24 protein-coding genes, 1 tRNA gene and 1 pseudogene are annotated in these 26980 nt (G+C 35.3%); 7 read left to right on the top strand and 19 right to left on the bottom strand.

What is annotated here, in order from left to right; genetic code table 11:
* Nucleotides 1-98 precede the first annotated feature (98 nt).
* The 12 genes from NZD88_RS17365 to NZD88_RS17310 all read right to left on the bottom strand — a co-directional run bounded on the left by NZD88_RS17365 (nucleotide 99) and on the right by NZD88_RS17310 (nucleotide 12591).
* Nucleotides 99-1451, bottom strand: a complete 1353-nt coding sequence (locus NZD88_RS17365) for a sigma-54-dependent transcriptional regulator (protein ID WP_259830809.1) — start codon at nucleotides 1449-1451, stop codon at nucleotides 99-101.
* Nucleotides 1452-1472: 21 nt separating this feature from the next.
* Nucleotides 1473-3743, bottom strand: a complete 2271-nt coding sequence (locus tag NZD88_RS17360; protein ID WP_259830808.1) for a tetratricopeptide repeat-containing sensor histidine kinase — start codon at nucleotides 3741-3743, stop codon at nucleotides 1473-1475.
* Nucleotides 3744-3785: 42 nt separating this feature from the next.
* The gene (locus NZD88_RS17355; protein WP_259830807.1) at nucleotides 3786-4454 is read right to left on the bottom strand and encodes a YoaK family protein; all 669 of its coding nucleotides are present in this window, start codon (nucleotides 4452-4454) and stop codon (nucleotides 3786-3788) included.
* Nucleotides 4455-4458: 4 nt separating this feature from the next.
* Nucleotides 4459-4932 (bottom strand): Dps family protein, encoded by a 474-nt coding sequence (locus NZD88_RS17350; protein WP_259830806.1) that lies wholly within the window; start codon nucleotides 4930-4932, stop codon nucleotides 4459-4461.
* Nucleotide 4933: 1 nt separating this feature from the next.
* On the bottom strand, nucleotides 4934-5359 hold the full coding sequence (locus NZD88_RS17345; RefSeq protein WP_259830805.1) for a DoxX family protein: 426 nt from the start codon (nucleotides 5357-5359) through the stop codon (nucleotides 4934-4936).
* Nucleotides 5360-5371: 12 nt separating this feature from the next.
* On the bottom strand, nucleotides 5372-7249 hold the full coding sequence (locus NZD88_RS17340; protein WP_259830804.1) for an amidohydrolase: 1878 nt from the start codon (nucleotides 7247-7249) through the stop codon (nucleotides 5372-5374).
* A gap of 5 nt (nucleotides 7250-7254) precedes the next feature.
* Nucleotides 7255-8001: a M17 family peptidase N-terminal domain-containing protein gene (locus NZD88_RS17335; RefSeq protein WP_259830802.1), complete on the bottom strand. Its 747-nt coding sequence runs from the start codon at nucleotides 7999-8001 to the stop codon at nucleotides 7255-7257.
* Between the two features lie 21 nt (nucleotides 8002-8022).
* Nucleotides 8023-9423 (bottom strand): alginate export family protein, encoded by a 1401-nt coding sequence (locus NZD88_RS17330; protein ID WP_259830800.1) that lies wholly within the window; start codon nucleotides 9421-9423, stop codon nucleotides 8023-8025.
* 7 nt (nucleotides 9424-9430) lie between these two features.
* Complete coding sequence (locus tag NZD88_RS17325) at nucleotides 9431-10063, bottom strand: hydrolase (protein WP_259830798.1); 633 nt, start codon at nucleotides 10061-10063, stop codon at nucleotides 9431-9433.
* Nucleotides 10064-10124: 61 nt separating this feature from the next.
* Nucleotides 10125-11048, bottom strand: a complete 924-nt coding sequence (locus tag NZD88_RS17320; protein ID WP_259830796.1) for an alpha/beta fold hydrolase — start codon at nucleotides 11046-11048, stop codon at nucleotides 10125-10127.
* 176 nt (nucleotides 11049-11224) lie between these two features.
* Entirely contained in the window at nucleotides 11225-11713 is a 489-nt protein-coding gene (locus NZD88_RS17315) for a MaoC family dehydratase (RefSeq protein WP_259830794.1), read from the bottom strand.
* Nucleotides 11714-11769: 56 nt separating this feature from the next.
* The gene (locus tag NZD88_RS17310; RefSeq protein WP_259830793.1) at nucleotides 11770-12591 is read right to left on the bottom strand and encodes an alpha/beta fold hydrolase; all 822 of its coding nucleotides are present in this window, start codon (nucleotides 12589-12591) and stop codon (nucleotides 11770-11772) included.
* Between the two features lie 470 nt (nucleotides 12592-13061).
* Between NZD88_RS17310 and NZD88_RS17305 the strand changes: the two genes are divergently transcribed.
* The 3 genes from NZD88_RS17305 to NZD88_RS17295 all read left to right on the top strand — a co-directional run bounded on the left by NZD88_RS17305 (nucleotide 13062) and on the right by NZD88_RS17295 (nucleotide 17368).
* Nucleotides 13062-14489, top strand: a complete 1428-nt coding sequence (locus NZD88_RS17305; protein WP_259830790.1) for a LuxR C-terminal-related transcriptional regulator — start codon at nucleotides 13062-13064, stop codon at nucleotides 14487-14489.
* 968 nt (nucleotides 14490-15457) lie between these two features.
* Nucleotides 15458-15865 (top strand): hypothetical protein, encoded by a 408-nt coding sequence (locus NZD88_RS17300; protein ID WP_259830789.1) that lies wholly within the window; start codon nucleotides 15458-15460, stop codon nucleotides 15863-15865.
* Nucleotides 15866-15943: 78 nt separating this feature from the next.
* The gene (locus NZD88_RS17295) at nucleotides 15944-17368 is read left to right on the top strand and encodes a hypothetical protein (protein ID WP_259830787.1); all 1425 of its coding nucleotides are present in this window, start codon (nucleotides 15944-15946) and stop codon (nucleotides 17366-17368) included.
* A gap of 608 nt (nucleotides 17369-17976) precedes the next feature.
* Here NZD88_RS17295 and NZD88_RS17290 read toward each other — a convergent pair.
* The 4 genes and pseudogenes from NZD88_RS17290 to NZD88_RS17275 form a co-directional block, all read right to left on the bottom strand.
* Nucleotides 17977-18375, bottom strand: coding sequence for an MliC family protein (locus NZD88_RS17290; protein WP_259830786.1), 399 nt, complete (start codon nucleotides 18373-18375; stop codon nucleotides 17977-17979).
* A 125-nt stretch (nucleotides 18376-18500) separates the two neighbouring features.
* A complete protein-coding gene (locus tag NZD88_RS17285) occupies nucleotides 18501-18854 on the bottom strand; it encodes a hypothetical protein (RefSeq protein WP_259830785.1) in 354 nt (117 codons plus the stop codon).
* 367 nt (nucleotides 18855-19221) lie between these two features.
* Nucleotides 19222-19356, bottom strand: a pseudogene (locus tag NZD88_RS17280) (helix-turn-helix domain-containing protein); the annotation flags it as partial.
* A gap of 222 nt (nucleotides 19357-19578) precedes the next feature.
* Nucleotides 19579-21051 carry a tetratricopeptide repeat protein gene (locus NZD88_RS17275; protein WP_259830783.1) on the bottom strand — a complete coding sequence of 491 codons (1473 nt, stop codon included), beginning with the start codon at nucleotides 21049-21051 and terminating at the stop codon, nucleotides 19579-19581.
* A gap of 375 nt (nucleotides 21052-21426) precedes the next feature.
* Between NZD88_RS17275 and NZD88_RS17270 the strand changes: the two genes are divergently transcribed.
* From NZD88_RS17270 to NZD88_RS17255, 4 genes are all read left to right on the top strand, one after another.
* Entirely contained in the window at nucleotides 21427-23040 is a 1614-nt protein-coding gene (locus NZD88_RS17270; protein WP_259830782.1) for a hypothetical protein, read from the top strand.
* A gap of 573 nt (nucleotides 23041-23613) precedes the next feature.
* Nucleotides 23614-23955, top strand: coding sequence for a hypothetical protein (locus NZD88_RS17265; RefSeq protein ID WP_341483026.1), 342 nt, complete (start codon nucleotides 23614-23616; stop codon nucleotides 23953-23955).
* 142 nt (nucleotides 23956-24097) lie between these two features.
* Complete coding sequence (locus tag NZD88_RS17260; RefSeq protein WP_259830780.1) at nucleotides 24098-24427, top strand: helix-turn-helix domain-containing protein; 330 nt, start codon at nucleotides 24098-24100, stop codon at nucleotides 24425-24427.
* Between the two features lie 101 nt (nucleotides 24428-24528).
* On the top strand, nucleotides 24529-25269 hold the full coding sequence (locus NZD88_RS17255; RefSeq protein ID WP_259830778.1) for a hypothetical protein: 741 nt from the start codon (nucleotides 24529-24531) through the stop codon (nucleotides 25267-25269).
* Nucleotides 25270-25529: 260 nt separating this feature from the next.
* On the opposite strand, the gene NZD88_RS17250 is transcribed toward NZD88_RS17255, so the two are convergent.
* From NZD88_RS17250 to NZD88_RS17240, 3 genes are all read right to left on the bottom strand, one after another.
* Nucleotides 25530-25712 carry a hypothetical protein gene (locus NZD88_RS17250; RefSeq protein ID WP_259830777.1) on the bottom strand — a complete coding sequence of 61 codons (183 nt, stop codon included), beginning with the start codon at nucleotides 25710-25712 and terminating at the stop codon, nucleotides 25530-25532.
* 254 nt (nucleotides 25713-25966) lie between these two features.
* Nucleotides 25967-26051: transfer RNA gene (locus NZD88_RS17245), tRNA-Ser, on the bottom strand.
* Nucleotides 26052-26359: 308 nt separating this feature from the next.
* Nucleotides 26360-26929: a DUF6624 domain-containing protein gene (locus NZD88_RS17240; RefSeq protein WP_259830776.1), complete on the bottom strand. Its 570-nt coding sequence runs from the start codon at nucleotides 26927-26929 to the stop codon at nucleotides 26360-26362.
* Nucleotides 26930-26980 lie beyond the last annotated feature (51 nt).

Here is a 26980-nt window from a genome sequence, read left to right as displayed (position 1 = left end):
TAACTAAATTGGGGTGAAAATTGCATGAAAAATGCATCACTTATCCATAAGTGACTTCAGCAACATTAAACGTGTAAATTATTTTTCTTTATCCAGGTTTATTTATATCCCTTATCGATTCCCAGTTTTTTCATTTTAGAATAAAGCGTCTGGGGCTGGATTTTCAATAATTCAGCGGCTCCTCCTATTCCTGAAACTTTCCCGTTGGAGTTTTGCAGGGCATTCAGAATATGATCTCTTTCCATTTCCTCCATCGACTTTAATTGGCCCTGAGGTTGATCAGAAGGTTTTTCTGTGATGTTGGGAAGATCAAAGTTTTCAATTTCTGTTGTCTTTGCCAGGAGAACACTTCTTTCAATGAGATGCTCCAGTTCTCTTATATTTCCCGGCCAGTGGTAGCTATGCAGCTGATCTGAAGCTTTTGCACTTATAGAAGTAATATTCCGTCTTGAAGCTGATGCATACTTGGTCAGGAAAAAATGAGCTAACAATTCAATATCTTCTTTTCTTTCTCTTAATGGCGGCAGTTCGATAGGGAAAACATTTAACCGGTAATATAAATCCAGTCTGAATCTTCCTTCAGCTACTTCTTTTTCTAAAGAACGGTTGGTCGCTGCAACAATCCTTACATTGACTTTGATGGTTTTATTTCCGCCCAACCTTTCGATTTCCTTTTCCTGCAGTACTCGCAGAAGTTTTACCTGGGAGTCCAATGGTAATTCACCAATTTCATCCAGAAAAACGGTTCCTCCGTCTGCCTGTTCAAATTTTCCGATTCTCATGGTATTGGCACCTGTAAAACTTCCTTTCTCGTGACCAAAAAGTTCAGATTCAATGAGAGAATGAGGTAATGCAGCACAGTTTACCACAACAATAGGCTGAGCCTTTCGTTCCGAAAGCTCGTGTACAGAATGCGCCACTTTTTCTTTTCCGGTTCCGCTTTCTCCCACCACAAGCACGGAAGTATCGGTAGGGGCAACTACTCTTATTTTTTCAACAACATCCTGAAGGCTGCTGCTTTTTCCGATAATTCCTTCGATGATATCATTATCAATGGTTTTCACCAATTCATTGCCTTTCTCAATATCGAAACGGTATTTGGCAATATCAAGCATGACGATCAGGTCACGCTCACGGAAAGGTTTAACCATAAATCCATAAGGCTGGGTTTCTTTGACGGCTTCCAGCGTTGACTGGTTGGTGTTGGCTGAAATATAAAGAAAAGGCAGGCTGATTTCCCGTAGTTCCCAGGCAAGATCTATTCCTGTAAGATCGCCTTTCAGCATAATATCAAGAAGGACCCAATCGGGTTTATTTTCTGCCATTAATTTTCTGGCCTGAACGACTGAAGAGGCAATCCCTGTGATCTGGTAACCCGCTTTTATCAGCATGATCTTGAGATCATTGGCTACGATGAATTCGTCTTCTACAATTAAAATTTTTTCTTTCATTTTGATTTAAATTTCAATCTCTTATTTTGAAATATCAATTTCTGTTTTTTTCCTAAATGTGATGATGATCTTTAAACCGCTTTTATTTTCCAGGAGAAAAGTTCCGTCGAGCTGGTCGGTTAATCCTCTCATAAGATTCATACCTAGAGATTCGGTTTCATCAATGTTAAACCCTTCCGGTAGTCCTACTCCATTATCGGAAACTATCAATTCGAAATCGTCTTTTCCAACACTTTTAAAAGTGACGATAACCTCTCCTTTCCGGTTTTCAGGAAATGCGTATTTCACGGTATTGTTTATAGCTTCGTTCACAATAAGTCCCATGGGTACAGCCTGCGAAACATCCAGAAAAACCTTGTCAATATCCATCGTAAAGCTGACCTTCTTTTCTGATGAATAGCATTCCCTGATGTAACTGATTAATTCATAAATATACCACGACATATCTATCATTGACAGATTATCCGACTGATACAATTTCTGATGAATCAAAGACATGGCGTGCATCCTGTGCTGGCTGTTCTGAATAGCCATTAAAGCATCTTCATTCTCCAGATACGCTGACTGTGTATTCAAAAGACTGATCACGATCTGCAGATTGTTCTTTACCCGGTGATGAATTTCCTTCAGCAGCCATTCTTTTTCGGCCAGCAGTTTTTTCAGCTGTTCATTCTGTTCATCAATCTGCTTACGTTTCAGTTCAAGCTTTTTATTGGCATTACTTTTCAGTCTTGAGCGGTTGTAAAGCAAGGCGGCAAAAATAATCAGTACCAGAATACTTCCTATAAAAATGTATTTTACAAAAGTATCATTGGTAATCTGAATTTCCTGAACTTTCCCTTTTTGGGTAAGCAATTGGATATTTTTATCTTTCTGATCTGTTTCAAACTGGATTTTCAAACTGTTGATCTGCTTGCTTTTTTCGCCGTTAAAAACAGAATCAGAGAGTTTTTTATACATTTGGTAATGCCCAATCGCATCAAGATATTTTCCCCGGGTAGAATCTGCTTTAAACCAAATCAAATGGTTTTCAGAACGAAGCATGTCATTCCCGTTTTTCCTGGCTATTGAATCAAAAAGCTTTGCCTCCCGATACATGGCATTGTAATTTCTGGTCTGATAATGATAAAAAACAAAGCTCCTCAACAGTGAAATCTGCTTGTTATTTTTTTCTCCGTTTTCACCATAATAATTCACCAGTATCTTATAATAAAATTCAGCATTATTTAATTTTTTAAGAATGGTATAGGTACTGAAGAGAATATAATTTTCAGTCATTTCAAATTCCTGGTCTGTAATCGGATACCGGGCTTTGTACTCTTTAATCATGGCAATCGCTTCCTCGAATTTCCTTTGCCTGATCAACATCGTAGAAATATTGTTGGCTACTGTGCGTATGTATGAATTATCGCTGTTCTTTTTTGCAATGGCTAATGCTTTTTTCCAATATTTTATAGCATCGTCATTTTGACGCAGATAATAGTAAACCATTCCTGTATGATTGTATATGGAACTCATCTGTAAAGAGTTATCATTGAGACTTTCCGCTGTTTTTTCTGCTAAAAGTCCGTAACGTAAAGCCTCCTCGTAATCTGCTTTCTGAACCTCAGCCTGAGAAAGGAAATTATAAACCCCCTGCAGTTCTTTAAACTTAACCGATTGATACACGGATAAAGCTTCTTTAAGCAATGGTATGGACTTATCCGGATTTTCCATTATATTATAAAGTTCCCCCAGATCTTTCAGAACCGAACCCTGCTTTAATTTTGCCCCTGAATTTTCATAGAGCGCAAGAGCTTTTTCTTTAAGCTTTATTTTAGCATCCCTATTTTTGGGATCATTATCATACATAAAAGAAAGCTCTTCGTATCCTTCTCCCGTCTGTTCCTTCATTTTATTGGTTTCAAAATAATTGACAGCCTGTTTCATTTTTGAAAAGGCGGCCGTTTTATTTCCTCTTTCTTTATCAATTTTCGCATCCAGAAACATTGATTTCCCTTTGTTCAGCTTATCTCCTGTTTTCACACTCAGCAGATGTGCTTCTTTGGTAAGGATTGCTGCACTGTCGAGATCTTTTTTCACTTCTCCCTGTTTGGTTATATAATAATCACTCAACCTCAGCAATAAAGCTGTTTTCTGTGTGTTATTTTTAGAAGAAGAGATCTGCTTTCTCAACAGGACAGGATTTTCCCTGGTCTGCGCTTTTAATGTGATACTTAAAAACAACAAAACCAGTGAAAAATAAAATACCTTTAGTGGATTTTGATTAATAAAATAAAGGGTGAAATTCATTTTTTAAAGATAATTCATTATCCAATTATTTGCCAGCTTTTATTACTGGATTTTACGGTGATACAGATAGCAGATGATCATCGCCAAACCCGGTAAAACCAGCGTTACAAGACCGAACTGTTTTCCTGCAAAAGCTCCTAAAAAACATCCAGTTAGAAATCCTATAATTAAAATAAGCTGTTTCTTTAAACTCGTCATTGCATCAGCATCATTAAAGCTATTCTTCAGCAATGTTCCAAAATCCAGTGATGCCTGGGTAACATTTCCGGTCATCATGGTAGTGGGTCCGTGTGTTTCTTTAGCATACAATTTACCGAAAGCATTCTGAAGTCCCATCGCAAAAACAGCAACCATGGCAACGGCATACATCATCCATTCCGTAAAAATACCGGCATAACTCAATATAGCTACGGTAATTCCACTTAATAAGAGCAAGAATCCTTCGCAAAATAGAATGGTATAATGATTCGTAACCCTGTTAGCAATTCGTCCTCCTGTAATGACTGCCAGAATAAAAACAGGAAAAGTAAGCAGCTTTACCCATGCGTGAACATCAGAACCTTTGACAAACTGATAGGCAAATACAATAAAGTTTCCCGTAACATGCGCTGAAAAAACAGCATCCGCCGATACAAATGTTACCGTATCACAATATCCCGCGATCATGGTTAAGAGTAAGGTGACAAAACCTATATTATTCTTTAGTTCCATATTTTTATTTTAAATGTGAACGGAGCATCCAAGCCATTTTTTCGTGGGTTTCCAATAATCCGGTGATATAATCGCTGGTTCCTGCATCATGAAATTCAACAGCAAAATTTTCAATGTGTCCACGAAGATGGATCAAAATACTTTCGTGATCAGAAAGAAGTTCTTTCATATATGTAAGGCTGTCATTGGATTCTAAGTGATGCTCAGACAAATGAGTCAGGGCAAGATATTCTCTTAATGTAGCCGGCGCATAATGACCTAATGTTCTGATTCTTTCCGCAAGGTCATCAATGATCGCATCCAACTGCCCGTATTGCGCTTCAAAAAACAGATGTTTGTTATAGAAATCTGCACCTTCCACATTCCAGTGGGCTTTTTTTGTTTTGGTGTAGAGCACAAATTCATCTGCCAATGTCTGAACCAATACTTCAGCGACTTTCGCCAAGTTTTCATTTTTTATTCCTATTGAGGTTTTCATTTTAAAGTATATTTAATAAATAATAATCGAGTGAATATTTCCCTGCTCCTAAAGCAAGAATTAATAGTAAAGACAACGTGTACATATAAGGTACATCCCGTACTTCCAGAGAATCTTTTCTGTGAACGATGAAATAGCCGATCGCCGTTACGCCAATTGTAGGCAATACCGCGAGCCTTGTTCCCAAACCTAAAATAATGAGAAAAGGAACCACCAAATCAGCCAACGAAGCCACCAAAGCATTCATTTTTTCCGGAAGTCCGAGAGGATTCGGAATGATTTCTTTCTGCCCGTTTTCAAGCCTGAATTTTTTCAGTCCGTGAACTCTGAATAACTGAAAGGCAAAGAGTACGCGAAAGATCAGAAAAGCAAAATCATTATAGGACGATCCTAAATCCGACTCAAAGATCTGTTTTAAAATTTCCATAATTTTTAATGTTTAAAAGGCGAAACAGGAGCATCCCAATGCACCCCAGAATGAATGATAATTATTAACCGGGACAGAACTCATTCTTGCCGCATCGTGACTGTGATGATGTATGTCGCAGCTTCCGGCACAGCTGTGTACCTGTGAAGTTAAAGGTACTTTTACATTTTTTTCAATCTCTTTCTGCAAATGTCCGCCCGCAGGATAATAACCATTGTATAAATTAGTAGGCGACCAGTCCGGAAGAACTGGAATGGATGGTGGCGCGAATGATGAAAATTCTCCTTTTGCGTAGACAATTTTACCGTTAACGATGGTCATTTCTGATTCTATATTTTTGATTTCTTCATCGTCAATTGTGAAATAATCTTTATCAAGAACTGCCAGATCAGCCAACATTCCTATCTGGATATCTCCTTTTTTCTGCTGTTCCTGAGAAAACCACGCACTTCCTTTGGTATACAATTCCAGGGCAACTGCTCTATCCAGCCTCGTTTCGTGATACAACTGAAGTCCGCCAACCGTTTTCCCGACCGTAAGCCAGTACATAGACACCCAGGGATTGTAACTGCTGACTCTGGTAGCGTCTGAGCCACCACCAACAGGCACTTCCATTTCAAGCATTTTCTTTATGGGCGGCGTATTTTCAGCTGCTGTTGAACCATACCGGTCTGTAAAATATTCTCCCTGGTACGCCATTCTGCTTTGGATGGCAATTCCGCCGCCGAGCATTTTTACTCTTTCAATATTTCTTTCATCAATGGTTTCAGCATGATCAAAAATCCACGGAAGCCCATTGAAAGGAATATCCTGATTTACCTTTTCGAAAACATTTAAGAATCTTGTGATGCTTTCATTATAAGTCGCATGAAGTCTGAAAGGCCATCTGTTTTCAACTAATAAACGGACAACTTTTTCGAGATCAGCTTCCATATTTTCCGGAAGGTCCGGTCTCGGCTGCAAGAAATCTTCGAAATCTGCGGCAGAGAAAACCAGCATTTCTCCGGCTCCGTTATGACGGTACATATCATCGCCCTGGTAAAGCTTCACCGTGTCAATCCATTCGCTGAAATCCTCAAACTCATTTTTTGGTTTTTGAGTAAACAGATTATAGGCAATGCGTACCGTTAGCTGTTTTTTTTCATTCAGTTCATTCACCACCTGATAATCATCGGGGAAGTTTTGGAAACCACCGCCCGCGTCTATTACACTTGTGATTCCAAACCGGTTCAGCTCTTTCATAAAATGCCTGGTAGAATTTACCTGATGCTCGTATGATAGTTTTGGACCTTTTGCCAATGTTGAATATAAGATCATTGCATTGGGTGTCGCAATAATAAGTCCTGTTGGTTCGCCATTTGAATCTCTTTCAATCTGCCCGCCGGGAGGAGCCGGAGTATTTTTGGTATACCCCACTGCTTTTAATGCCGCTCTGTTCATCAATGCTCTGTCGTACAAATGCAGGATAAAAACGGGGGTTTCCGGAGCAATCGCATTGATTTCTTCTAAGGTAGGCATTCTTCTTTCCGCAAACTGAAACTCTGACCATCCACCGACAACACGTACCCATTGAGGTGAAGGTGTACGGTCAACCTGTTCTTTAAGCATGCGGAGAGCGTCGGCTAACGAAGGAACACCGTCCCATCTTAATTCGAGATTATAATTTAATCCTCCCCGGATCAGGTGAATATGAGAATCATTAATTCCCGGAACAACTCTTTTCTTTTTAAGATCGATAATCTCTGTGGCTGCATCTGCAAACTGGTCTACCAATCCGTCATTTCCCAGCGCGATAATTTTACCTTCACTCATGGCAACAGCTGAAATATCAGAAATTTCTTTACTGAAGCTGTGAATCTTCCCGTTATATAAAATAAGATCTGCTTTCATAAGAATTATTTGGTGTTCAGTTTTGAAATAGCATCTTTAATTCCGCCTCCTGCAACACTGAAAAATGACGGACCTGCAAGCAATATCAGTTTCTGCAGCTCCATTTTTCCCGATAAATGCTGAATATTCAGGTATGATTGTGTACGGTAAGCATCAAACGCTCCTAAAACCACATTTCCTGCAACCAATGCCGTGGGAGAGTCTATTCCGGCATCTTTAATATCGCTGGCAAAAGAAACGGTTTTTACGTTCAGTTTTAAAGCTTCTCTCATTGCAACGCTTCCTACTTTTTTCATTAATCCGGCATCGAAAGAATTTCTGTCGCCCAACCCTATCAACAACAGTTTTTTAGAGGCTAAACTTCCTTTCGGTGGGGTTATCAGTAATGTTTCCAAAGCATATCCTTTGAACTGACCTTTTTTTCTGACTTCTGTAATGATTCCTTTTAATGCTTCATCCAAGTGAACCATTCCGTTCAGTTCGGCAGGAAGTGCGGGTGGATTGAAAATATCTCCCTCCGTATATTCAAAAACACAGGCAATCTGAAGGTCTGCTACTGCTGCAGAAGGTCCCTGTACAAGACCCACCACAGAAACCCCGTCTACTTTTCCCCATGTTGTAGTTGTTCCTACCGTTGCTTTTGTTTCAGTCACGGTTTGCGCTGAAATGAACTGGGTTGCTGAACTTGTCAGAATCAATGCGACAAAAATCGCTTTGGACCAATTAAAATATTTTGACATTGAATTTTGCATAATAAATGATTTTAGTAATGATTAAAATTTGAATCCCAAACGGATATTGTAAAAGACACCGCTTTTAGCATTGGGGATAATCTCTTCAATAAAAACTCCCTTTCTGAAGTACTGAATTCCGCTCACCAGAGAGAAATAACGATTAAAGCTGTAAGTGAAATTGGTTAAATATGCTGTTCCGATATATCTTTTATGTGAACTGCTACCCGGACGATTGAGTACTCCGCTTGGTCTGTAAACTCCATCCTGAAGAGAATACCGCCAGTTGAAAACAACATCCATCTGCATTTTGAGTTTAGACGTTAAGTCCAATGTTGCATAAGGATGAATATCAATAAGATTGACCGGTCCGATCTGTGGGCTGAACCCGAAATAACCGCCTTTTGGATAGAGAGGATTAAATGTCTGAAGCTTTCCATCATCTTTTGACTGGTCTCCGGAAATATAATCGTTCCTAAGATTTATACTGGGTCTGAATGGTATATTTTCAAACAGATAGCCAATATCTACAGAAGCTGTCCAGGCACTGATACGCTGGTCTCCAAAACTTCCAAACTGATACGCTGCTTCAAGATTATAGATCAATCCGCCGCCATATTTCCAAAATCTCCCTCCGATCGTATGGCGTTTTTCTTTTGCTGTCCCGGATTCAAAAACGGATTCGTCTCTTCGTGTTCCGATATAATACAGATCGAGATTTCCGGCTTGTGGAAAAATGATTTTAGAATAAACACCCCAAAGATTGAGCTGTTTTGAAATCTTATTATCGAAAACTCCGGCATTGATACTATCTGCCATCATGGCGAAAGCATCCACAGAAACATTTTTATGGGAATACATCACTTTAGCTCCGGTAAAAGAAAGTCTTGCATTGGGGCCTTCTCTTACAGAGATTAATCTTCCCGAACCGTAATCAAGTTCCTGACGTCCCAGCCTGAAGGTTAATTTCTGATCTGTTTTATTAACCAGATTAGCGTCAATAAAAAGATTTTGAACGCTCAACTGATCTTCATCAATCCCCCGTGAGCCGTTTTTCCTTCCGTTCTGTAAAGCACTTCTGATTTGTGAAAACACTCTGATGTTTTTTCCTAAATGCAAATCTCCATGAAGATCATACCGCTGTAGAAAAAAGTTATTGTGGCCGATATTCAGTCTTCCCCAATCTTCATTGTTGAAATCTGCATATTCATAGCGTGCTTCTCCTCCAAAAGACAGATAGATATCTTTCTTTTCATTAAGGGGAAGAAATTTTACACTGTTATAAAAAATATCTGAAGAATCTTTTAAATATTCATAATTCTCATCGTAACGCAGGAGCTTGAAACTCTGGGCAGATAAGTTTTCAGAAAATAAAAAGAGCAGAAAGATGATTGTTTTTACAGACAATATGTAATGTGCAGATCTCAACCTTGAAAATTTCATATATCTATTAATGGTTCAGCATGTGGTGAGCATAGTGAATTCCCAACCCATAAGAACCCCCATATTTTTTCATTAAATCAGTCACAGGAACATAGGTTTCCTGACGTGCCCAATCTCTTTGAAGTTCTAAAATATACTGGATGGAAGTCATCGGTTTTACTCCTGAATGAATCATTCTCTGAATGGCTCTTTCATGCGCTTCATCACTTACATCACCGCAGGCATCGGTAATTACGTACACATCATAATTTTCTTCAAGTGCGGATAATGCAGGGCCTACGATGCACACACCCGTCCATAATCCTGCGAAAACCAACTTCTGTTTCTGAGTGGCTACGATGGCTTTATAAGCGGCCTCATCTTCCCAGGTATTCATGGTTGTTCTGTCGATATACCTTGAAGTTGCGATAGGATATGCTTCTTCAATTTCAGGGAAAACAGGTCCTGAGAAACTTTCTTCGGCAACGGTGGTTACAATCGTAGGCACATTAAATATTTTGGAAGCTCCGCAGAGTACAGCGACATTATTACGGAGTTCGTTCATTGAGATACTTTTGGTTGCAAATGCCATTTGACCTTCAAAATCGATCAATACAAGCGCATGATTATCCGGAGAAAGTAGTTTAGTTGATGGTTTCATAAATTTATTTGTTTGTTATTATGTATATTTTCTGGTTAAAGACTATAAGTATTGGCCGTATTTATTGTTTCAAAAATTTGATGAATTCTGCATTAAACTTATCTTTTTCTTCCAGGAATGAAGCGTGTCCGCTTTTGTCAAAAGGAACCAATTGAGATCCTGAAATCGCTTTATGCATTTGTTCCGCTAAGGCAAAAGACACAATTTTGTCTTCTTTCGCGTGCAGAATTAAAGTGGGTATTTTAATTTTTGGAAGATCGCCACGCAGGTCTTCATCTCTTAAAGCAATTAATGCCTGTTCCATTGCATATGGAGAGGACTGCATCTCGATACTGCCCAGCCAGGCTCCAATTCCAGGAGAAACAGAGGTTGGAGAATACACAAATTTTTCACCTATGGCTGCCAATAATGCAGGTCTGTCTGTGTTGTTTAATTCAATCCATTTTGAGATGTCTTCTTTGGTAAAAAACGGATAAGGATAATCAGTTTTTTTAGTGTGGCAAGGGGCGGCAGCTGAAAATAAGGCCAATTTGCTGACGTGTGCACTGTTATATTTTGCGACATAGTGCAAGGCAATTGCACCTCCCATGGAATGCCCGCCCAGTGTGGCATCCTGAATGTTTAATTGATCAAGAACCGTTTTGATGTCAGCAGCAAATTGATCGTAATTGTATTTTCCATAAGGTTTATCAGACTGTCCGAAACCTCTCAAAGTAATTCCGATTACCCGATAGCCTTCTTTTACCAGAGCATGGTATTGATATTCCCAGGAAGCGTCACTCAAAGGATATCCGTGGATCAAAACAACTGGTTTTCCTTCGCCCAGATCGGTAATATGCAGCCTTACATTAGGTTCAACTTCTATATATTCTGCTCTTGCTGTGGCTGTTTTTTCAGTGCTTTTTCCAGATTTATCTTTCATAGTGCACGAAACGAATAGTGTCGTTAATAAAATGACAGCACTGATCATTGATTTAATTTTCATGATATAAAGTATTTAGAGATTATTTAAAAAGTCACATCCGACTCATGCGTATTGTGGTGATTGACAGAGATTTTTTCAATCCGCTGCCCCATATTCGAAAGATGATTTCTTTTGGAAGGATGAGGCAGAGAATTCAAAAAGAACATCAGATATTAACTGTTGTCATAGGTTGTAATTTATCTCTTCAATAAGTATTTATGCTGGCCTTCCAGTACAAGTTCTGATTTTTGGTTGTATACCGTTACTTTTGTCGTCACAATCCCTCGATCTCCCTGCGGACTCAAATCTGTAATCGTGAGCGAAGAATATAAAGTGTCTCCGGAATGAACCTCTTTCAGGAAATTACATGAAAGTTCTAAAAAGCTGATGAAAACCTTTCCAAAATAATGTGGCAGCAAGGTTGCTCCCGGTGCGGTAAAGGCCAAAACCTGTAAACCATGAACCACCGGCGCCTCGTGCCCATATCTTTTGGCATATTCCGCATCATAATGTATGGGGTGGTTATCACATGATACGGTTTGAAAAGCTGAAGCATGAGCGTCTGTCAATGTTCTGCTTGGAGCCCTGAATACATCACCCACTGCCAGTTCATCAAAACTGCGGGCCGGTACAATTGAAAAATCTTCAGGATTAAATGCTGCTTGTTTTGTATTTGAATTTTCCATAAAACTTTCTGGGTTAGAATAAATCACTATTTCACACACATACTGAATAAAACCTTTTACTTTTTTATAAATTCAAGGATATCATTGTTAATAGTTTCCGCTTGCGTAGTCGGCATTCCATGGGGAAATCCCGGATAAGTAATCAGTGTCCCGTTTTTCAGTAATTTGGCAGATTTTACACCTGCATTTTGATAAGGAACAATTTGGTCATCTTCTCCGTGTAATACTAAAACAGGAATATCAACAGCTTTTAAATCTTCTGTAAAATCGGTTTCTGAGAATGCTTTTATACATTCATAATGGGCAAGGATACTTCCCATCATTCCCTGTCTCCACCAGTTTCTCTGCACTCCTTCTTTTACCACAGCTCCTTCTCTGTTGTAGCCGTAAAAAGGAAATGTTAAATCAATATAAAACTGCTGTCTGTTGGTAAGAGTTTGGGTTCTGATATCATCGAAAACTTCCATGGGAACACCATCAGGATTGTTTTCACTTTTTACCATTACCGGTGGAACAGCACTGATTAAAACTGCTTTGGCAACTCTGTCTTTACCATATTTGTTTACGTAACGGATCACCTCACCTCCACCGGTTGAGTGTCCAACATGGATCGCATCTTTTAAATCCAGATATTCAGTTAATTCGGCTACATCAGCAGCATATGTTTCCATCTCATGCCCGGTAGTGGTCTGACCTGAACGGCCATGTCCTCTTCTGTCGAAAGCGATTACCCGATATCCTTTTTGCAAAAAGAACATGATCTGCGCATCCCAGTCATCAGATGATAAAGGCCACCCATGGTGAAACATAACAGGCTGTCCTGTTCCAAAATCTTTGTAGAAAATTTCTGTTCCGTCTTTTAATTTTAGTGTACTCATTGTTGTAGATTATTTTTGATTGATAATTAAATTCACGAAAATTAATTACAAGAAGTACACTAGAAATATAAAACATTGAAAATCAAAAATTTAAATACATGCCAAATAAAAATAAACTACGATATATCGTAGTTTTATGAGGCATGTTATTGAAAATTAATAAAAATGCAGGTACTGTCAACAGAATACAATTGATGAAGAAACGGAATTAGCCGTCAAAAATACTTGAAAGGGAAAGACGATTAGAGAAACAAGCGCTATACTCTATTTGATAGCCTGGCATCACAGGAAGGTGGGTTATCTTTGGTAGATCAGGTCACCAATTTCATCCATGATGCGGGAAAAGCCAGGAGTATGGTTCAACGAAGCTGTTGTCAAATATCGTCTCCAATAAGGCTGACAATGAATTTAGTTGGCTTCATTTTTGCAATTTTATGATAAAAAATCATAAGAAATATTAAAATTATAACATGTGTCTACTATTAAAGTTAAAATATAAGAGATTATTCCTGGGGCTTTTAATAGTTTTAGTATTTCTGAACGGATGTAATGAAAAGAATAATATTACTGATATAAACCTTGCCTTAAACAAAAGTGATAGACTTAGGTTAGAGGGAAAAAAGGAAGAGGTTATATCTCTTAATAATGAAATAATCAAACTTTCAAAAGAAGAAAATTATAAAAAAGGGGAAGCTTTAGCTTATATCAATCTTTCTAATATATTTGGGACCATTGGAAATTATAAATTAAGCCAACATTTCTTAAAATTAGCTGAAAAAATAGCGTCCGGAATCAATGACAACTTTGTCTACACAAGATTATACCATGAATATGGGCAAATGAACTATGTCATAGGATTGACATCTACTGCTTTAAAATACAATTCTAAAGCAATCTATTATGGTAACAAATTAGATGAAAAAGGATGGTTGTTAGGGAATATCTATGAACAGAGAGCTGATTTTCTGCTTAATACCAATAAAGATTCTGCCCTCCATTATTATCATAAAGGTTTTGATGTAGATCCTTCTGCTCTTAACAGTGCCTTAATAGGCAATTATCATCTACGACAGACCAATAATCTGGACTCCGCTTCATTCTATATTAATAATGCGCTCATCTTATTAAAAAAGAGGGATAATTTAACAATAAGACCTGGTACTATATACTTTTATTATGCTGAATTATGTTTTAAACAAAAAGATTATACCAAAGCTTTAGAGTTTTATGAGAAATCTCTTGTAATTTTAAAGAAAACAAGAAGAATAAATAAGCTGCCTGAAGTGTATCAAAAAACTGCACTAGCATATAAAGAACTTAATCAATTTGAAAAGGAGAATGAATATTTAATAAAATATAATCAATTGAGCGACAGCTTAAAAAGATCTGGAAATGAAGCAATAGACATTTCAGTAAGCGAAGCTATAGAAAAGAATGACTATTCGGTTACTAAATACACAGTACTTTATCTGATTATCTTTCTTTCAATTCTGGGAGTACTTGTTATTTTATTCTTCAAATACACAAAAAAACAAAAAAATAAAGATTCTTCTATTCCTACATTGGAAGAAAAACAACCAGAACTCAGAAGCACAATACCTAATGAATATTTTGCCGAGTTACTTAGTTTAGCAAAAAATAATGACATTAAATTTCTCAATAGATTTGAGGAGACACATCCTACTTTCTTTCAAAACCTTTTCAAACATAACTCTGAACTGACAAGATCCGAATTATCATTATGTGGGATGATCCTACTTGGCCTTTCTTCAAAAGATATTGCTGATTTTTCATTTATACAACATCGATCAGTACAAATTAAGAAAGGAAGATTAAGAAAAAAGCTCAATATTTCTTCTGACGTCAATTTATATAATTTCTTTAAAACTTTAAGCTAGTTTATCTGATATTTTATGATAAACAGGTCTTGCATATTTTGAGAATCACTGTCGAAATATGACAACATCCACTTAATAATTTACATAGAAACCGAAGTAGAATTTACAAGCTACTCAATAATTAATAAGCGAAAAATATCTAGTCTGCTTTACGGCTAGATAGCATAATCGTTTTATTAAACGATTCTATTTCATCCATAGAATTAATTTGAAGTAGATAGATTTAAAATCTACCCAAGATGCTTCAAATTGAATTTACTATAATTCCCAAAGCATTTTGAACATTGATGCATTTTTATTAAATCCCTGTCGTACATTTTTATTACAATATTTATACGTGTATATACATTGGCATGTATAACAATACCCCTAAACTTTAATGTCCAAAAATCAGAACTATTCAAATATCTTCCTCAATGGACCAGACTGATATCATAAACCATCAGAGGTTTTAAATTAGTAAAAAAAATCATAAAACATGAAATTGAAGACTTCTCTTTTTGACCGCAAATAAGCTTTCATCAATGAATAAACATGTAGTTATTTATTTATCAGAATAACCAGATCCCCAATATTTAATGAAAGAAGTCATTGATCTAAAATGATAGGATAAAAGATGTGACCGCTATATGAAATATTTGTAAAACAAAGCCTATACCGCGCTGAATAAGGGTCGATGTATTTGTGTTGTACTTATGTTGTATACTTTTTTTTTGCAATATTTGTCTATAAAAATACCTTTGCATCACTAAAAACACAGGTCTATTATAATAATGATCCATTACAATACTGATTAGAACTTACAGTGTAGTTATCATTAGCTAAATTCCAATAATAACTCCCGAATTCTTAAAGAGATTCTGAAAACATGAATATCTATGAAATCGTTTTTGAGCTGCCTCGAATATTAATTGAATACCTTATAATTAGAAACTTTTACAATATCAATAATTTTTAAATTCAAATGTATGAAAAAACAAATTTTAGTAATGACAATCTTATTTGCTTCTGTTAGTTATGGTCAAGAAATTCGTCCAAAAGCATTAGGCTCGGATAGAGATAAGCATGGATGCATAGGTTCGGCAGGCTACACATACTCACAAGTCAAAAAAGACTGTATCAGACTTTTTGAACAAAAAATACTGCTTAAAGAAACTGACCCTAAAGGAAGTTATGCATTAAGCGCAGCTATAGTTTTCAGTGAGGATGATAAAAAAGCCGAAATATTTCTTCCTTCATCTACAGGAAGTGTAATACTTTCCAGAACAACGTCATATAAAAGCACAAGTGTTTATAAAAAAGGAGGACTCACACTTATTAAAGATAAAGAAAACTACACCCTAAAGAAATCTAAAAAAACAATATTTAATCTATAGAAGCATTTAACAAATGTTGAAACTTCGCTAAAGTATTAAATATATCATGTAAAAATTATCTTTTTTTTTAAACACACAATGAGAAAAACTATTTATTTCCTATTTATAGGAATCCCGCTCTGCGCACAGGTCGGCATCAACACACCAACACCTAAATCCACATTGGATGTAACTGCAAAAAGCGGAACGAATGATACAGACGGATTGCAAGCTCCCCGATTGACTCGTACTCTTCTCACCAATAAGGGTGATAATCTTTATGGAGGTGATCAAAAAGGAGCCCTCATTTATATTACAGATATTTCCGGAGGAAACAATGCCGGACAAAGAGTCAATGTAAATTCATTAGGATATTATTATTTTGACGGTTCTTTATGGCAAAAAATACTTGATAATTCTACAGTATTCTCAGGTACTAATATTTATAATTCCGATGGAAGTCTTGCCGGTAATAGAACAGTAACTCAGGGAGCAAATAAACTGTCTTTCAAAGCAAATTCAGTAAACGCTTTCTCCGTTAATAATGCTTTTTCCGTAGATGCGGCCAATAATAAAGTGGGTATTGGAACTATAGCTCCTGCGTCCTTATTGCATGTTCAGAACCAGGGAGGCGTAACATCCAATACATTTGTTTCTGGTATTTCCAATTGTGGAATACCATGTGGACAGGGAGTATCCAGAAGTATAGTATTATTTAACGAAAATACTTCAGGATACAGCTTTGGTTCCATTGATTTTGTACCCAGCAATAATTCTGATAATTTATCAGGAGCGTCTATTCAGGGCATTGACAGAGATATAACCAATAATTTTTCAGGATTGAGCTTTTTTACAAGAAATGCTTCCAATTACGCTTCCCGGTTAATTATAAAATCTTCAGGAAAAATAGGCATAGGAACAGAGAATCCTTCTGCTACTTTGCACATACAAGGGACTAATCCTTCCTTTAGATTGGAAGATGGAACACAGGGAACTGATAAAGTTCTTACCTCAGATGCGAATGGAAATGCAAGATGGACCAGTAGCTCAGCAACAAAAGCACCAATAGCCGTCGACCTGCCATCAGCAGGAGTTGATGTAACTAGTTTGAACACCTGGTTTAATACAAACATCAGCATAACACTTCCGCCCGGAAAATGGCTTCTTAATATGGGAACCACACTGAGCACTACCCCACTTGGATCATCTCCTGCTCCTCTTAATACTGACGGGCAGCTTTGGAATATCGCTTCGATTTCTAATTCAAATTCCTCATATACAGTAAGTTCTGACATTATGACAACAATTTCCGGTAGTCAAGTTGCAGGATCTCATAGTAGAGGAGATCACATATCAACAATCAGTGGTACTATTGCGATCAATAACACAAGTACTTCAAATAAAACATACTACTTATGGGTTCAATCATTAGCATTTGGTACAGTCCCATCTTCATTCAGATGGCGAAATGCGTTTGGAAGTCAATATTTAGAACGTTGGTTTTACGCCTCTCCTATTAATTAATTCTATTTTTCAAACAAAGAGACCGTCTTCTTTTGCAGATGGTCTCTTTTTCATTACTATTTATTTCCCCACTTTTTCTTAAGCTTTTCGTAAATTTTATTTTTGGTAGAATCTGTTTCACCAAAGCCAATGCTTCATTGGACGGCCATATACGTAGGATTTCTAATGACATTCACAGCCAGGAAACAGTTGTTGGCCATAACCATCTGAAGCCATCAATCAATTCGCATTCTTCGATAAAATTGGCCACCCATTCATCTTTCCATTGGTAGAAAACCTGAAACATTCTTTAGCCGTATAGGATCATAAATATCAATAGGCTGATGACAGATATTAAAATCTCCCGAGATAATGCAAAATGCCAATAGCTGTAATAGCCAATTTTTTCGAGACTATCAATATCTATCTGATCGTTACCGGCTTTACTTCCTGAATACAAATCATATAAGGGTCAGAAGTTTGTAACACAAAAAAAATATTTGGTAAAAGCCGATCTGATTCCGTTGACATTATAAGTAATAAATATCATACTTCAAAAAGGTAAAAAAGAAGCGGAAAAAATGATGATTTTTTCCGCTTGCGTTTTAAGCCTTAAACATTAAAATGGTTTATTTGAAGAAAGTGTCTTTTTTAAACACTGTTTTACCATCTTTAGTTAATTCTACATATTCTTTTTCTCCACTACCCTTTCCTCGTAACTCATAATGATCATTTGTGTACGAATATCCTGATCCAGATGGTGTATGGGTCAACTCTATAGTTTCACCATTGAAGACTAAAGTAGCCGTTTCATTGGTTCTGTTGAAACTCATATCCAGTGTTTTTCCATTACTGTCTTTCGCTGTACTTTTTACTATATCATCTTTAGTGGTAGCAGCGGGAGAAGCTGCAGGTTGAAAAAGTGAGTCTGCATTTGCAGTAACAGTTTCCGGTGTATTTTTTTCTTTATTACAAGATGTTAAAAATAAAGCTGCACATGTTGCTGCAAGTAAAATGTTTTTTGTCATAATTGTACTGTTTATATTTTTTGATTAATAAATTTTAATTTTATGCTAATTTCTCTTAAAAAACTATTTAGATTCTAAACCAAAGAAAGGAATGATATATTCTTTCTAAAAATCTTTAGCTATTATTACCCTATTATACAAGATGTTGGCAGCAGCGCTGCTGAGTTTACCCAAGCAGTGCTATAATAATATCCTGGAGTGTCTATATTTACAGCGGTTCCAGTTTGCGCTCCTGTAGCAACACTATTTACATATATCATAGTAAAAGAAGTAGGAACAGAGGTCATGCTTTGGGGCCTCTGCCTATCTACACGGGGAATTAATAGACCCTCTACATTTATTGTAGTGCCTCTCGCATTTTTTGCTGTAATATCCAGTGTAGTTTCAGGAGCCATAGTGTTTAAACCAACCTGCGCATTTGTCTTTATTGAAAATATTGATAGCCCAACTGTAACAATAAATAGAAAAGATTTTTTCATGCAAGGTGTTTTATTTAAAATTAATTTTTCGATGCAAACTTACTCCTTAAATAAAGAATGTTAGAAAAAAAACATAATACACAGGTGCTACATAGATGCTACATAAGCAGCACTATATAGACTACAGATACAATATATTGCTGATTTACCCAAAAAAAACCTTAGTAGCATTTTTTGAATTTTACTCTTGCTTTTTAGCGAAGAGAGGTGCTTCAACCGAACTCTTAATATCACTTTTGATATTTTTGAATAGCATCTGTGAATCCAAATTTTAGTTTTCATGTTGAGACTTAGATTTATTGAAAACATTTTACATTTGCATTACTTATGAAAACTGATGGTATAGTAGCTTCTTGTCCGTTCGTTACCCTTGCAGTGATCTTGAACTGATTTTCAGGAGTTGCAATACATCCTGATTGTCAAGCAGTACCTCTCCGTCAATCTCTATAAATCTGGATTGATTGGATGTCACTTGCTCTTTCAGGATGTCAAATCGTTCCATGAATCACCTGTATTAAAACTCACTATCACTCACTTGTGAATCAATTAGAATTTATAATGAATTGCGTCCTCATTTTTCAAATCATCACCTCACTCCACGCCAAATGCACAACCAGTCTGAAATCAAAATGAAAATCTACAAAACAAAAAACCAAAGCAAAAACGTTTTTGCTTTGGTTTAATTAATTATTTTTGTCTTATAATCTGTATCGGATTTTCAGGACTAGACAATTGGCCCCGTCCTATTTAATTCCCTCATTACTGTATTAAAATCCTTTTCTGAAGGGATATTATATTTTTTCCGAATTCGATGTTTGCGTAGCTGAACTGCTGCTACAGAAACAAAAGTATATTGGGAAATCTCTTTCGTTGAAAGATTAATAAATGCAAGTGCACAGAAATAAATTTCAGGATTTTTAATTTTTGGATTAATCGCTTTTAAATTCTTTACAAAATTCGGGTATAATTCTTCAAAAAGAATTAAAAATTCCGGATTATTATTTTTAGCCAACAAAATCAATTCAGTAAACTGATTTTCTTCTGCTTTTTTATTGAGAATAACTTTTTCTGCTTCTAAATCTTGATTCTCTAAAATTAAAATGTTTTTTTGGTTTAAAACCAGTAATTTATTTTTCCTCAATTTTTTATATCTAAAATATAAAAAGATTATGAAAATTATAAAAATAACGCTTAATATGATGAACAGTTTGCTTAATTTTGACTTTTGAATTTTACTTTCTGTCTCCTTTTCATCCAATATCAAATTTATTGTTTCAGTAAGTCCTTTATTATTGCTTTCATTATATATATTAAATTTTTTTTGAGATTCTTTAGCATATTTTTGCATGTTTATCTCATCTCCTAGATGTGCATAAATTTTACTCATGCTTTCTGTTATCCACATTGTAGATTCAATATCAACAATATTAAATTTATCCATATCCTCCAAAGCTTTTCTATAGCTTTCCAAGGCTTTCTTATCATTATTCAACAAAATATAATAGTCTCCCAATGCCCAAAAAGTATTGTAGTTTGAAGCCTTTTTGAGATTACTCTCATAAAAAGCTTTATTTAGATAAATAAAAGCTGAATCCATTTGTTTTGTTTGCATCAATACATCTGCCTTCTGGATATAAGTATCAATCTTTTTTGGATGCAGAATTTCTTTATTAAGGGTTATTGTTTTATTTATAAATTGATTTGCTTTTTCATAATCCCCTTTATATTCATAGTAATCAGCTAAATATGCAAATGTTCTCGCTTGTATTTCTTTTGATTCATTTGAATGTTCATCAGAAAGTATCGCTAAAATATCATTGATTGTTAGTAATTCCAGTTTTTCCATCTTTATTGCAGCAAAGTTTTTCAACTTTATTTCATACATCCTAGCTTTTTGAACCTTAGTTTTAGACGGCAGGACTTTGTTAGCTTTTAAAAGATATTGTAAGCTTTTGTCATGTAGGTTTAAAGTGTAAAGACAAAACGCTATTTGAAGATATGCCTCAAATATAGAATTATTATTATTTATTTTTTTGGAAATATCGCACGCTTGTTTAGCATATGTTAAAGATTTATAGGTATCTGAAACTTCATATTTAGAATCCAATTGAAGTAAAGAATCTATCCTAACCACTTCTCTTTTCTGAGAATATGATAGAATTGATAAAAAATAGAAAATAATAACCAGCTGTTTCATAAGTGGTAAATACGTCAGTTTTAGGTATAATAAATATTATCAAAGATAATTTTATTTTTTAATAAAATTATGTAATACCTAATGTTACATATTGAATTTAAACACTTGAAAATCAGAAAAATAAAACATGTAATAACAATGTAACATCTGTACTTAACGAATAACATAAGATAAAGTAGAAATTTGCCTTATGGTTTCTAAAGACAAAAAACAGATGAAAAAAAACATAAGACCGAATTACTTCCCTAGTCTTAATAGTAAGCAACTACTATTAAGACTTTTATGTATAGCGAAAAACGATAAAGAGATCAATAAATTCAATAACAAAATAAATTAGACTTTAAAGTTTAATTATTAATTCGATAAAAATATAAGATGAAAAAAAAATTATTCGCACTATCTACTTTATTCATTTCAACTGCAGCTTTTTCTCAAGTAGGTATCAATATCGATCAAGCTAAAGTAACACTTGATGTTGCAGCTTCCCCCAATGACCCTACAAAAACAGATGGTTTTTTAGCACCGAGATTGACTGGTAATCAGCTTAAAGCAAAAGATGCATTATACACCAATGAATTAAAAGGTAATCTAATTTACGCAACAGCTCCTGCAAGCCCAGCGACTCCTAAGACAATTAACATAGCTTCTGAAGGCTATTATTACTTCGATGGCTTGGTTTGGATGAAAATTGTATCAGGGAATATGGGTTCTACAGTAACCGCAAACAATGGTATTACTAAAACATCAGATAATATACAGCTTGGCGGTACTCTTTTAAAAAATACCGAAATAGCTACGGCGGGTTACAATACTACATTTTCTGGGACTGGGAGGATCGGAATCGGCACTGGATCTCCAATTTCAAAATTGAATGTCACGGGAGGTACAATAAATATAGGAAATATTACAGAATACGCTGGAGGACTTCAGGTACAAAATCAAGACGGTAACAAGCCTATTTTCCTTGCTTATGGTACTGATAATGCAGAAAAAATGAAAATTACAAATAATGGATTGGTAAGTATAGGAAATGTAACACCAACCGAAAAGCTAGACGTGGACGGTACCGCTAGAATCAGAGAAAAAATGATGGTAGGAACTGACTTGACTAATGGCAGCGCTCTAAGTATCAAAAATAATGTAACCTCAGAAAATATTGCCACTTTTGTTGGTACTGATAATATTTTTAAAGCCGTATTAAAAAATAACGGAAACCTTGGAATTGGTACTCGATCTCCAATTTCAAAATTGAATGTTATAGGAGGTATAATAAATATAGGAGATCTCGCAGAATACGCTGGAGGACTTCAGGTACAAAATCAAGACGCCACCAAGGCTGTTTTCCTTGCTTATGGTACTGATAATGCAGAAAAAATGAGAATTACAAATAATGGATTGGTAAGTATAGGAAATGTAACACCTTCTCAAAGATTAGATGTAGATGGTAATGCCAGATTCAGAAGTGTACCAGATGGTAACGTAAATTCTACAGATAATTACTTAGCTATAGCAAACGATGGTACTTTGAAAAAAGTAGATGTTGGGTTACCTACTTTAGGATTATTTGCTACAACAACCAATTCAGAAAGTCACTCAGCAAACAATTTGGCTAATAATTTAAATTTCAATAATGTCGCTAAAGTAAATAATGGCTATATATCTACCACAGGATACCAAAATACTTTTAAAGCACTAAAATATGGATTATACACTATTGAAGTTTGGACGCAATTTTCTAACGTTCCTGAAAGTACTACTGATAGTAGGGCCGGGTGCACGCTTAGAGTAGCACCAGGAGGCCCTAATAATGCAGTTCAGTTGATTGGAGACCGATGGCTAAATGGTGCTGGAACGGCTAATGTAACAAAAACTGTTATTCTAAACACAAATGAAGAAATTTCTATTTATACTTTATGTAATCGACCTAGTAGCCCTAGTTACACTACAGGACCAAATTCGAGTATTTTTATCACTTACACTCCATTATAAATGCTTTTTTTAAAGATATTAAAAACTGAATTTAAGTTTGAATAATACTTTAGTAAATTATACTAATTGAAAGTACTGTAATCTCAAAACAACACGATAAGTATTCATACTCACCAAAAATAATTATAGAAATAATGTATGGTTTCAAAAGGATCCACATAGTATTTTAGTCAGTATGGCTGTTACAAAATGTGGGATAGAGATATCCCACATCAGTAATATTCTTAAATACTTTGAATAGCACTATACTCTTAAATTATTAATTATCAGCTATATAAAAAATGTAATACCATTGTAACATCTTAATTTTTGATTTTCCATTCAACTCAACCGCATATTTGCCAATAGATTCTGAAAATCTTAAAAGATGAAAATTAGGTTAATAGTGGTATAAATAGACAAGTAATAGTATCACCCCTATTTTAGGTTAAAATTTGAAGAATTGGTTATTACATTAGATAAAATAAGTAATTAAATTATATGCAAATGGATTTCAAAACTATACATATTGGCAGTTTAATTCTCAAATGCGTCAAAGAATCTTCTATTGATATTAGCAGAATATGCAATTTCATGGACCAGACCGAAGACGAGATTAGTAAGATGTATACAGAAGAGAGTTTACATACAATTGTTCTATTACGCTGGAGCAAACTGCTGGAATATGATTTTTTTAGATTTTACACCCAACATCTCATCTTATATGCTCCCCCAGCCTCTGTAGGGTATAGTAAAATTGTTGTGAACAAAAGTACTCAAATGCCACAGTTCCGCAAAAATATATATACGATAGAGATCATTGATTTTATTTTAGAGCAAATAAAAACAGGGGAGAAATCTAAATTAGAGATAATTGAGCAATATAAAATTCCTAAAACCACCTTGTATAAATGGATTAGTAAATTCGGCAGCTAATCATTAGAATATAGCCTCAATATTTCTCTACTTTAAAATCAATATTTCTTCGTTTTTATACAATGTATGATAGAGAAATTATTGCTGCCATACTAAATAATTAAAATGAAGAAAATCAATAAATAACTTAATCATTTTTTTTATGAAAGAATATACCCCTGTAAATTACAAACAGATATATACCGACATTATCACAAAAAAGTTTCCAAAGAAATTAAATGAATTAAAATCTCTTTTAGATAAAAAAGACTTCTCATCAGTAGATGTAATAGAGATTAATCAAAAAATATTTGGAGATCGAGATCATTCTGTGCAAATCTTCAATCAAAAACTTCGATCTTATAATAAAAACACAATGATTAAAATACTTGATTATCAGAAGAAAAATATCTTAAGTAACGCTCAATTAGCAATACATTTTAAAATGAGCAGAAATACAATTGCAAAGTGGAAAAAGCAATTTTATAATTGAAATCAATAATCAGTGTCTCTATTTAATATTCTAAAAACACAAACAAATAACACAACGGTTACTTTACTCAATCCCCTTAAAAACCGTTTAAATTAAACCCTATGAAGAAATACATTTTACCTTTGAGCATGATTTTTATTTCATGCATTACTTATTCCCAAGTCGGAATAAACACAGCCAACCCGCAAGGAATTTTCAATATTGATGGAGCCAAAGATAATCCCTCAACAGGAATACCAAGCGCAGCACAACAATTGAATGATTTTACAGTTACCTCAACGGGAAAAGTCGGTATTGGTATAACAAACCCGTCAGAATCCTTAGATGTTACAGGGAAAATTAAACTATCAACACTTGGAAATTACAATTCTAACACTTCTATTCCTTTAGTATGGGATACAGTAAATCATACGATTTCAATGGGAGCTACAAGTACTGAAAAGCCTTTTTACACAGTAAAATATGTAATAACCACAGCACCACAACAAGATTGGGTATCAAATTTTGACACCAAGATTTCGTCAGCTAAATATATTGTAATTGTAACCTCTGCTCAGTTTAAAAAGTCATCTGGTAACTCATATATATCAAACAGTGTTGCTACTCTAAGTGCTACAGAATCTGCAACACCGTTTCTTAATATAGGTTCTTCTCAATCAGGTGGTACGTGGCGCTTAAATGCTGATTATAATAATGCAGCACCAGGTGTCAGTGGTGCTGATTACCAGTGGACATTTGATCTTTTGGTTATCAATAGGAATCAGGTTATCAATATAGCTGACCAAACAGGGACAGTTGATAGCGTTGGTAATGGACAAGCTACAGCTTCACCTATACCTTAATAGTTTATTCTTCTAGAATAAACTATTAATTACAGATATTTGATGATGCCCTTTTCCATAACTTTAAAAAGTGGCATAGTAAGAAGTTAATGCTTCATCCAATAATACAGGTAGCTGCACCCTAATGGGTGCAGCTACAAATTGTTAATGCGATATAATTCTTAAATAACCACATCTATCACATTTATAATAAATATATAATATCGGTTGCTGATATTGGTTACTAATAAATCCAGGAAAAAATTAAGACATCTCGCATCTTATTGGATACCTATCGTCCATTCTGCATCCTGATCCCATCTTTTGAGATTCCATTTTCTTTTAGTAGAAGTCTCTTTAGGTATTCCATCAACAGTAACTCTCAGGTACACATATCTGATCATATCAGATTTTCTTTTTGGGGTCTTCAGAAAGAAAGTTAATCCATAACTGTTTTCCAGCATAATTCAACAATTTTTAAATGTTAGTAAATGTCGAATTAAAGTATCTCTGAGCCAAGTCGTTAATGCTTTTTACCCGTTGGTTTACAGGCGATTACTTCACTTTCTGTGGCAATTATTTTGGAATTTTGAAAGTGCCACGAAGTTGCCATATAGTTTTTGAGTGTTTTTGATCAATTTTGAAACCTCGAAACAACAAAAAAGTCTTTAAACACTAAGATTTAAAGACTTTTGATTTTATTTGATTACTCAACTTGCGGAGAGAGAGGGATTCGAACCCCCGGACCTGTTACAGTCAATAGTTTTCAAGACTATCGCAATCGACCACTCTGCCATCTCTCCTGAATAACGGCTGTACCGTCGTTTTCAGTGGTGCAAATATATAAAGTTTTTTAGAACTGACAAAATATTTTTCAGCTCTTTGTAAAAAAAATTGAAACGAAGGAGAAATTGCTCTGCTTGCTTCCAGAATTCCCTTATGCAGAAAGCATCCACAATAATCTGATATAGAATAAGATTCACAAGGCAAGCTTATTTTCCTTGACCACTTCCAGTCTTTTAAATTTTCCATCATTATTTTCATGAAACTTGAAAAAAACCGAAAATACCCCACTTCCCTGCCTGAAAGTTTCCGTAAATATCTGATCATATTAAAACACAGAAATCCAGCCCGCTTTTATTCTCCATGCATTGTATTCAGCGTCTTTCCCATCGATTTCAGGAATCTCTTCCACGCCGGGAATTCTGTTGATTATTTCCTGGGAAAGAGGGGGCAAATTTACTTTCAACCGTTCTTCATTCAAGTGTTTTTTATCTTCTACAGGATAAGGTATTCCTTCTACAGTCAACTGTGTCCCGTACTGTTGTGGTTTGCTCTGAAAAACCTGAATCCTGTCATGCAGATAGGCTATGTTTGATGGATTGACATCACTGCCGTTCTCTATCATCAGCTCATAGTATTCTTTCATCAATTCAGGCTCACCTATCGAATGCTGAATAATCAACCATGCAGCATTACTGGCCTCCGCTCCTACTTTAGAAACCGTTGGAAACCCAATGGCTTTAACTATTTCCCGAAGCTTTTCTGCATTCTGTCTATGGATCAGTTCCATTTCAGGATGATAGCCTCCAACAAGTTGACCTTCTGATGCCAATCTTTCCCTTACTGAAAGATCTTTTTCAGCCAGCTCGATTAATTCTTTTGAAAATACTTCGTTCATCTTTTTTTAAGTTAAATGATCAATAATACCTAAAAATAACGATCAAAAAAG

This window comes from Chryseobacterium pyrolae, assembly GCF_025153485.1.
GTDB lineage: Bacteria > Bacteroidota > Bacteroidia > Flavobacteriales > Weeksellaceae > Chryseobacterium > Chryseobacterium antibioticum.
This window is presented reverse-complemented; position numbering and strand designations above follow the sequence as displayed.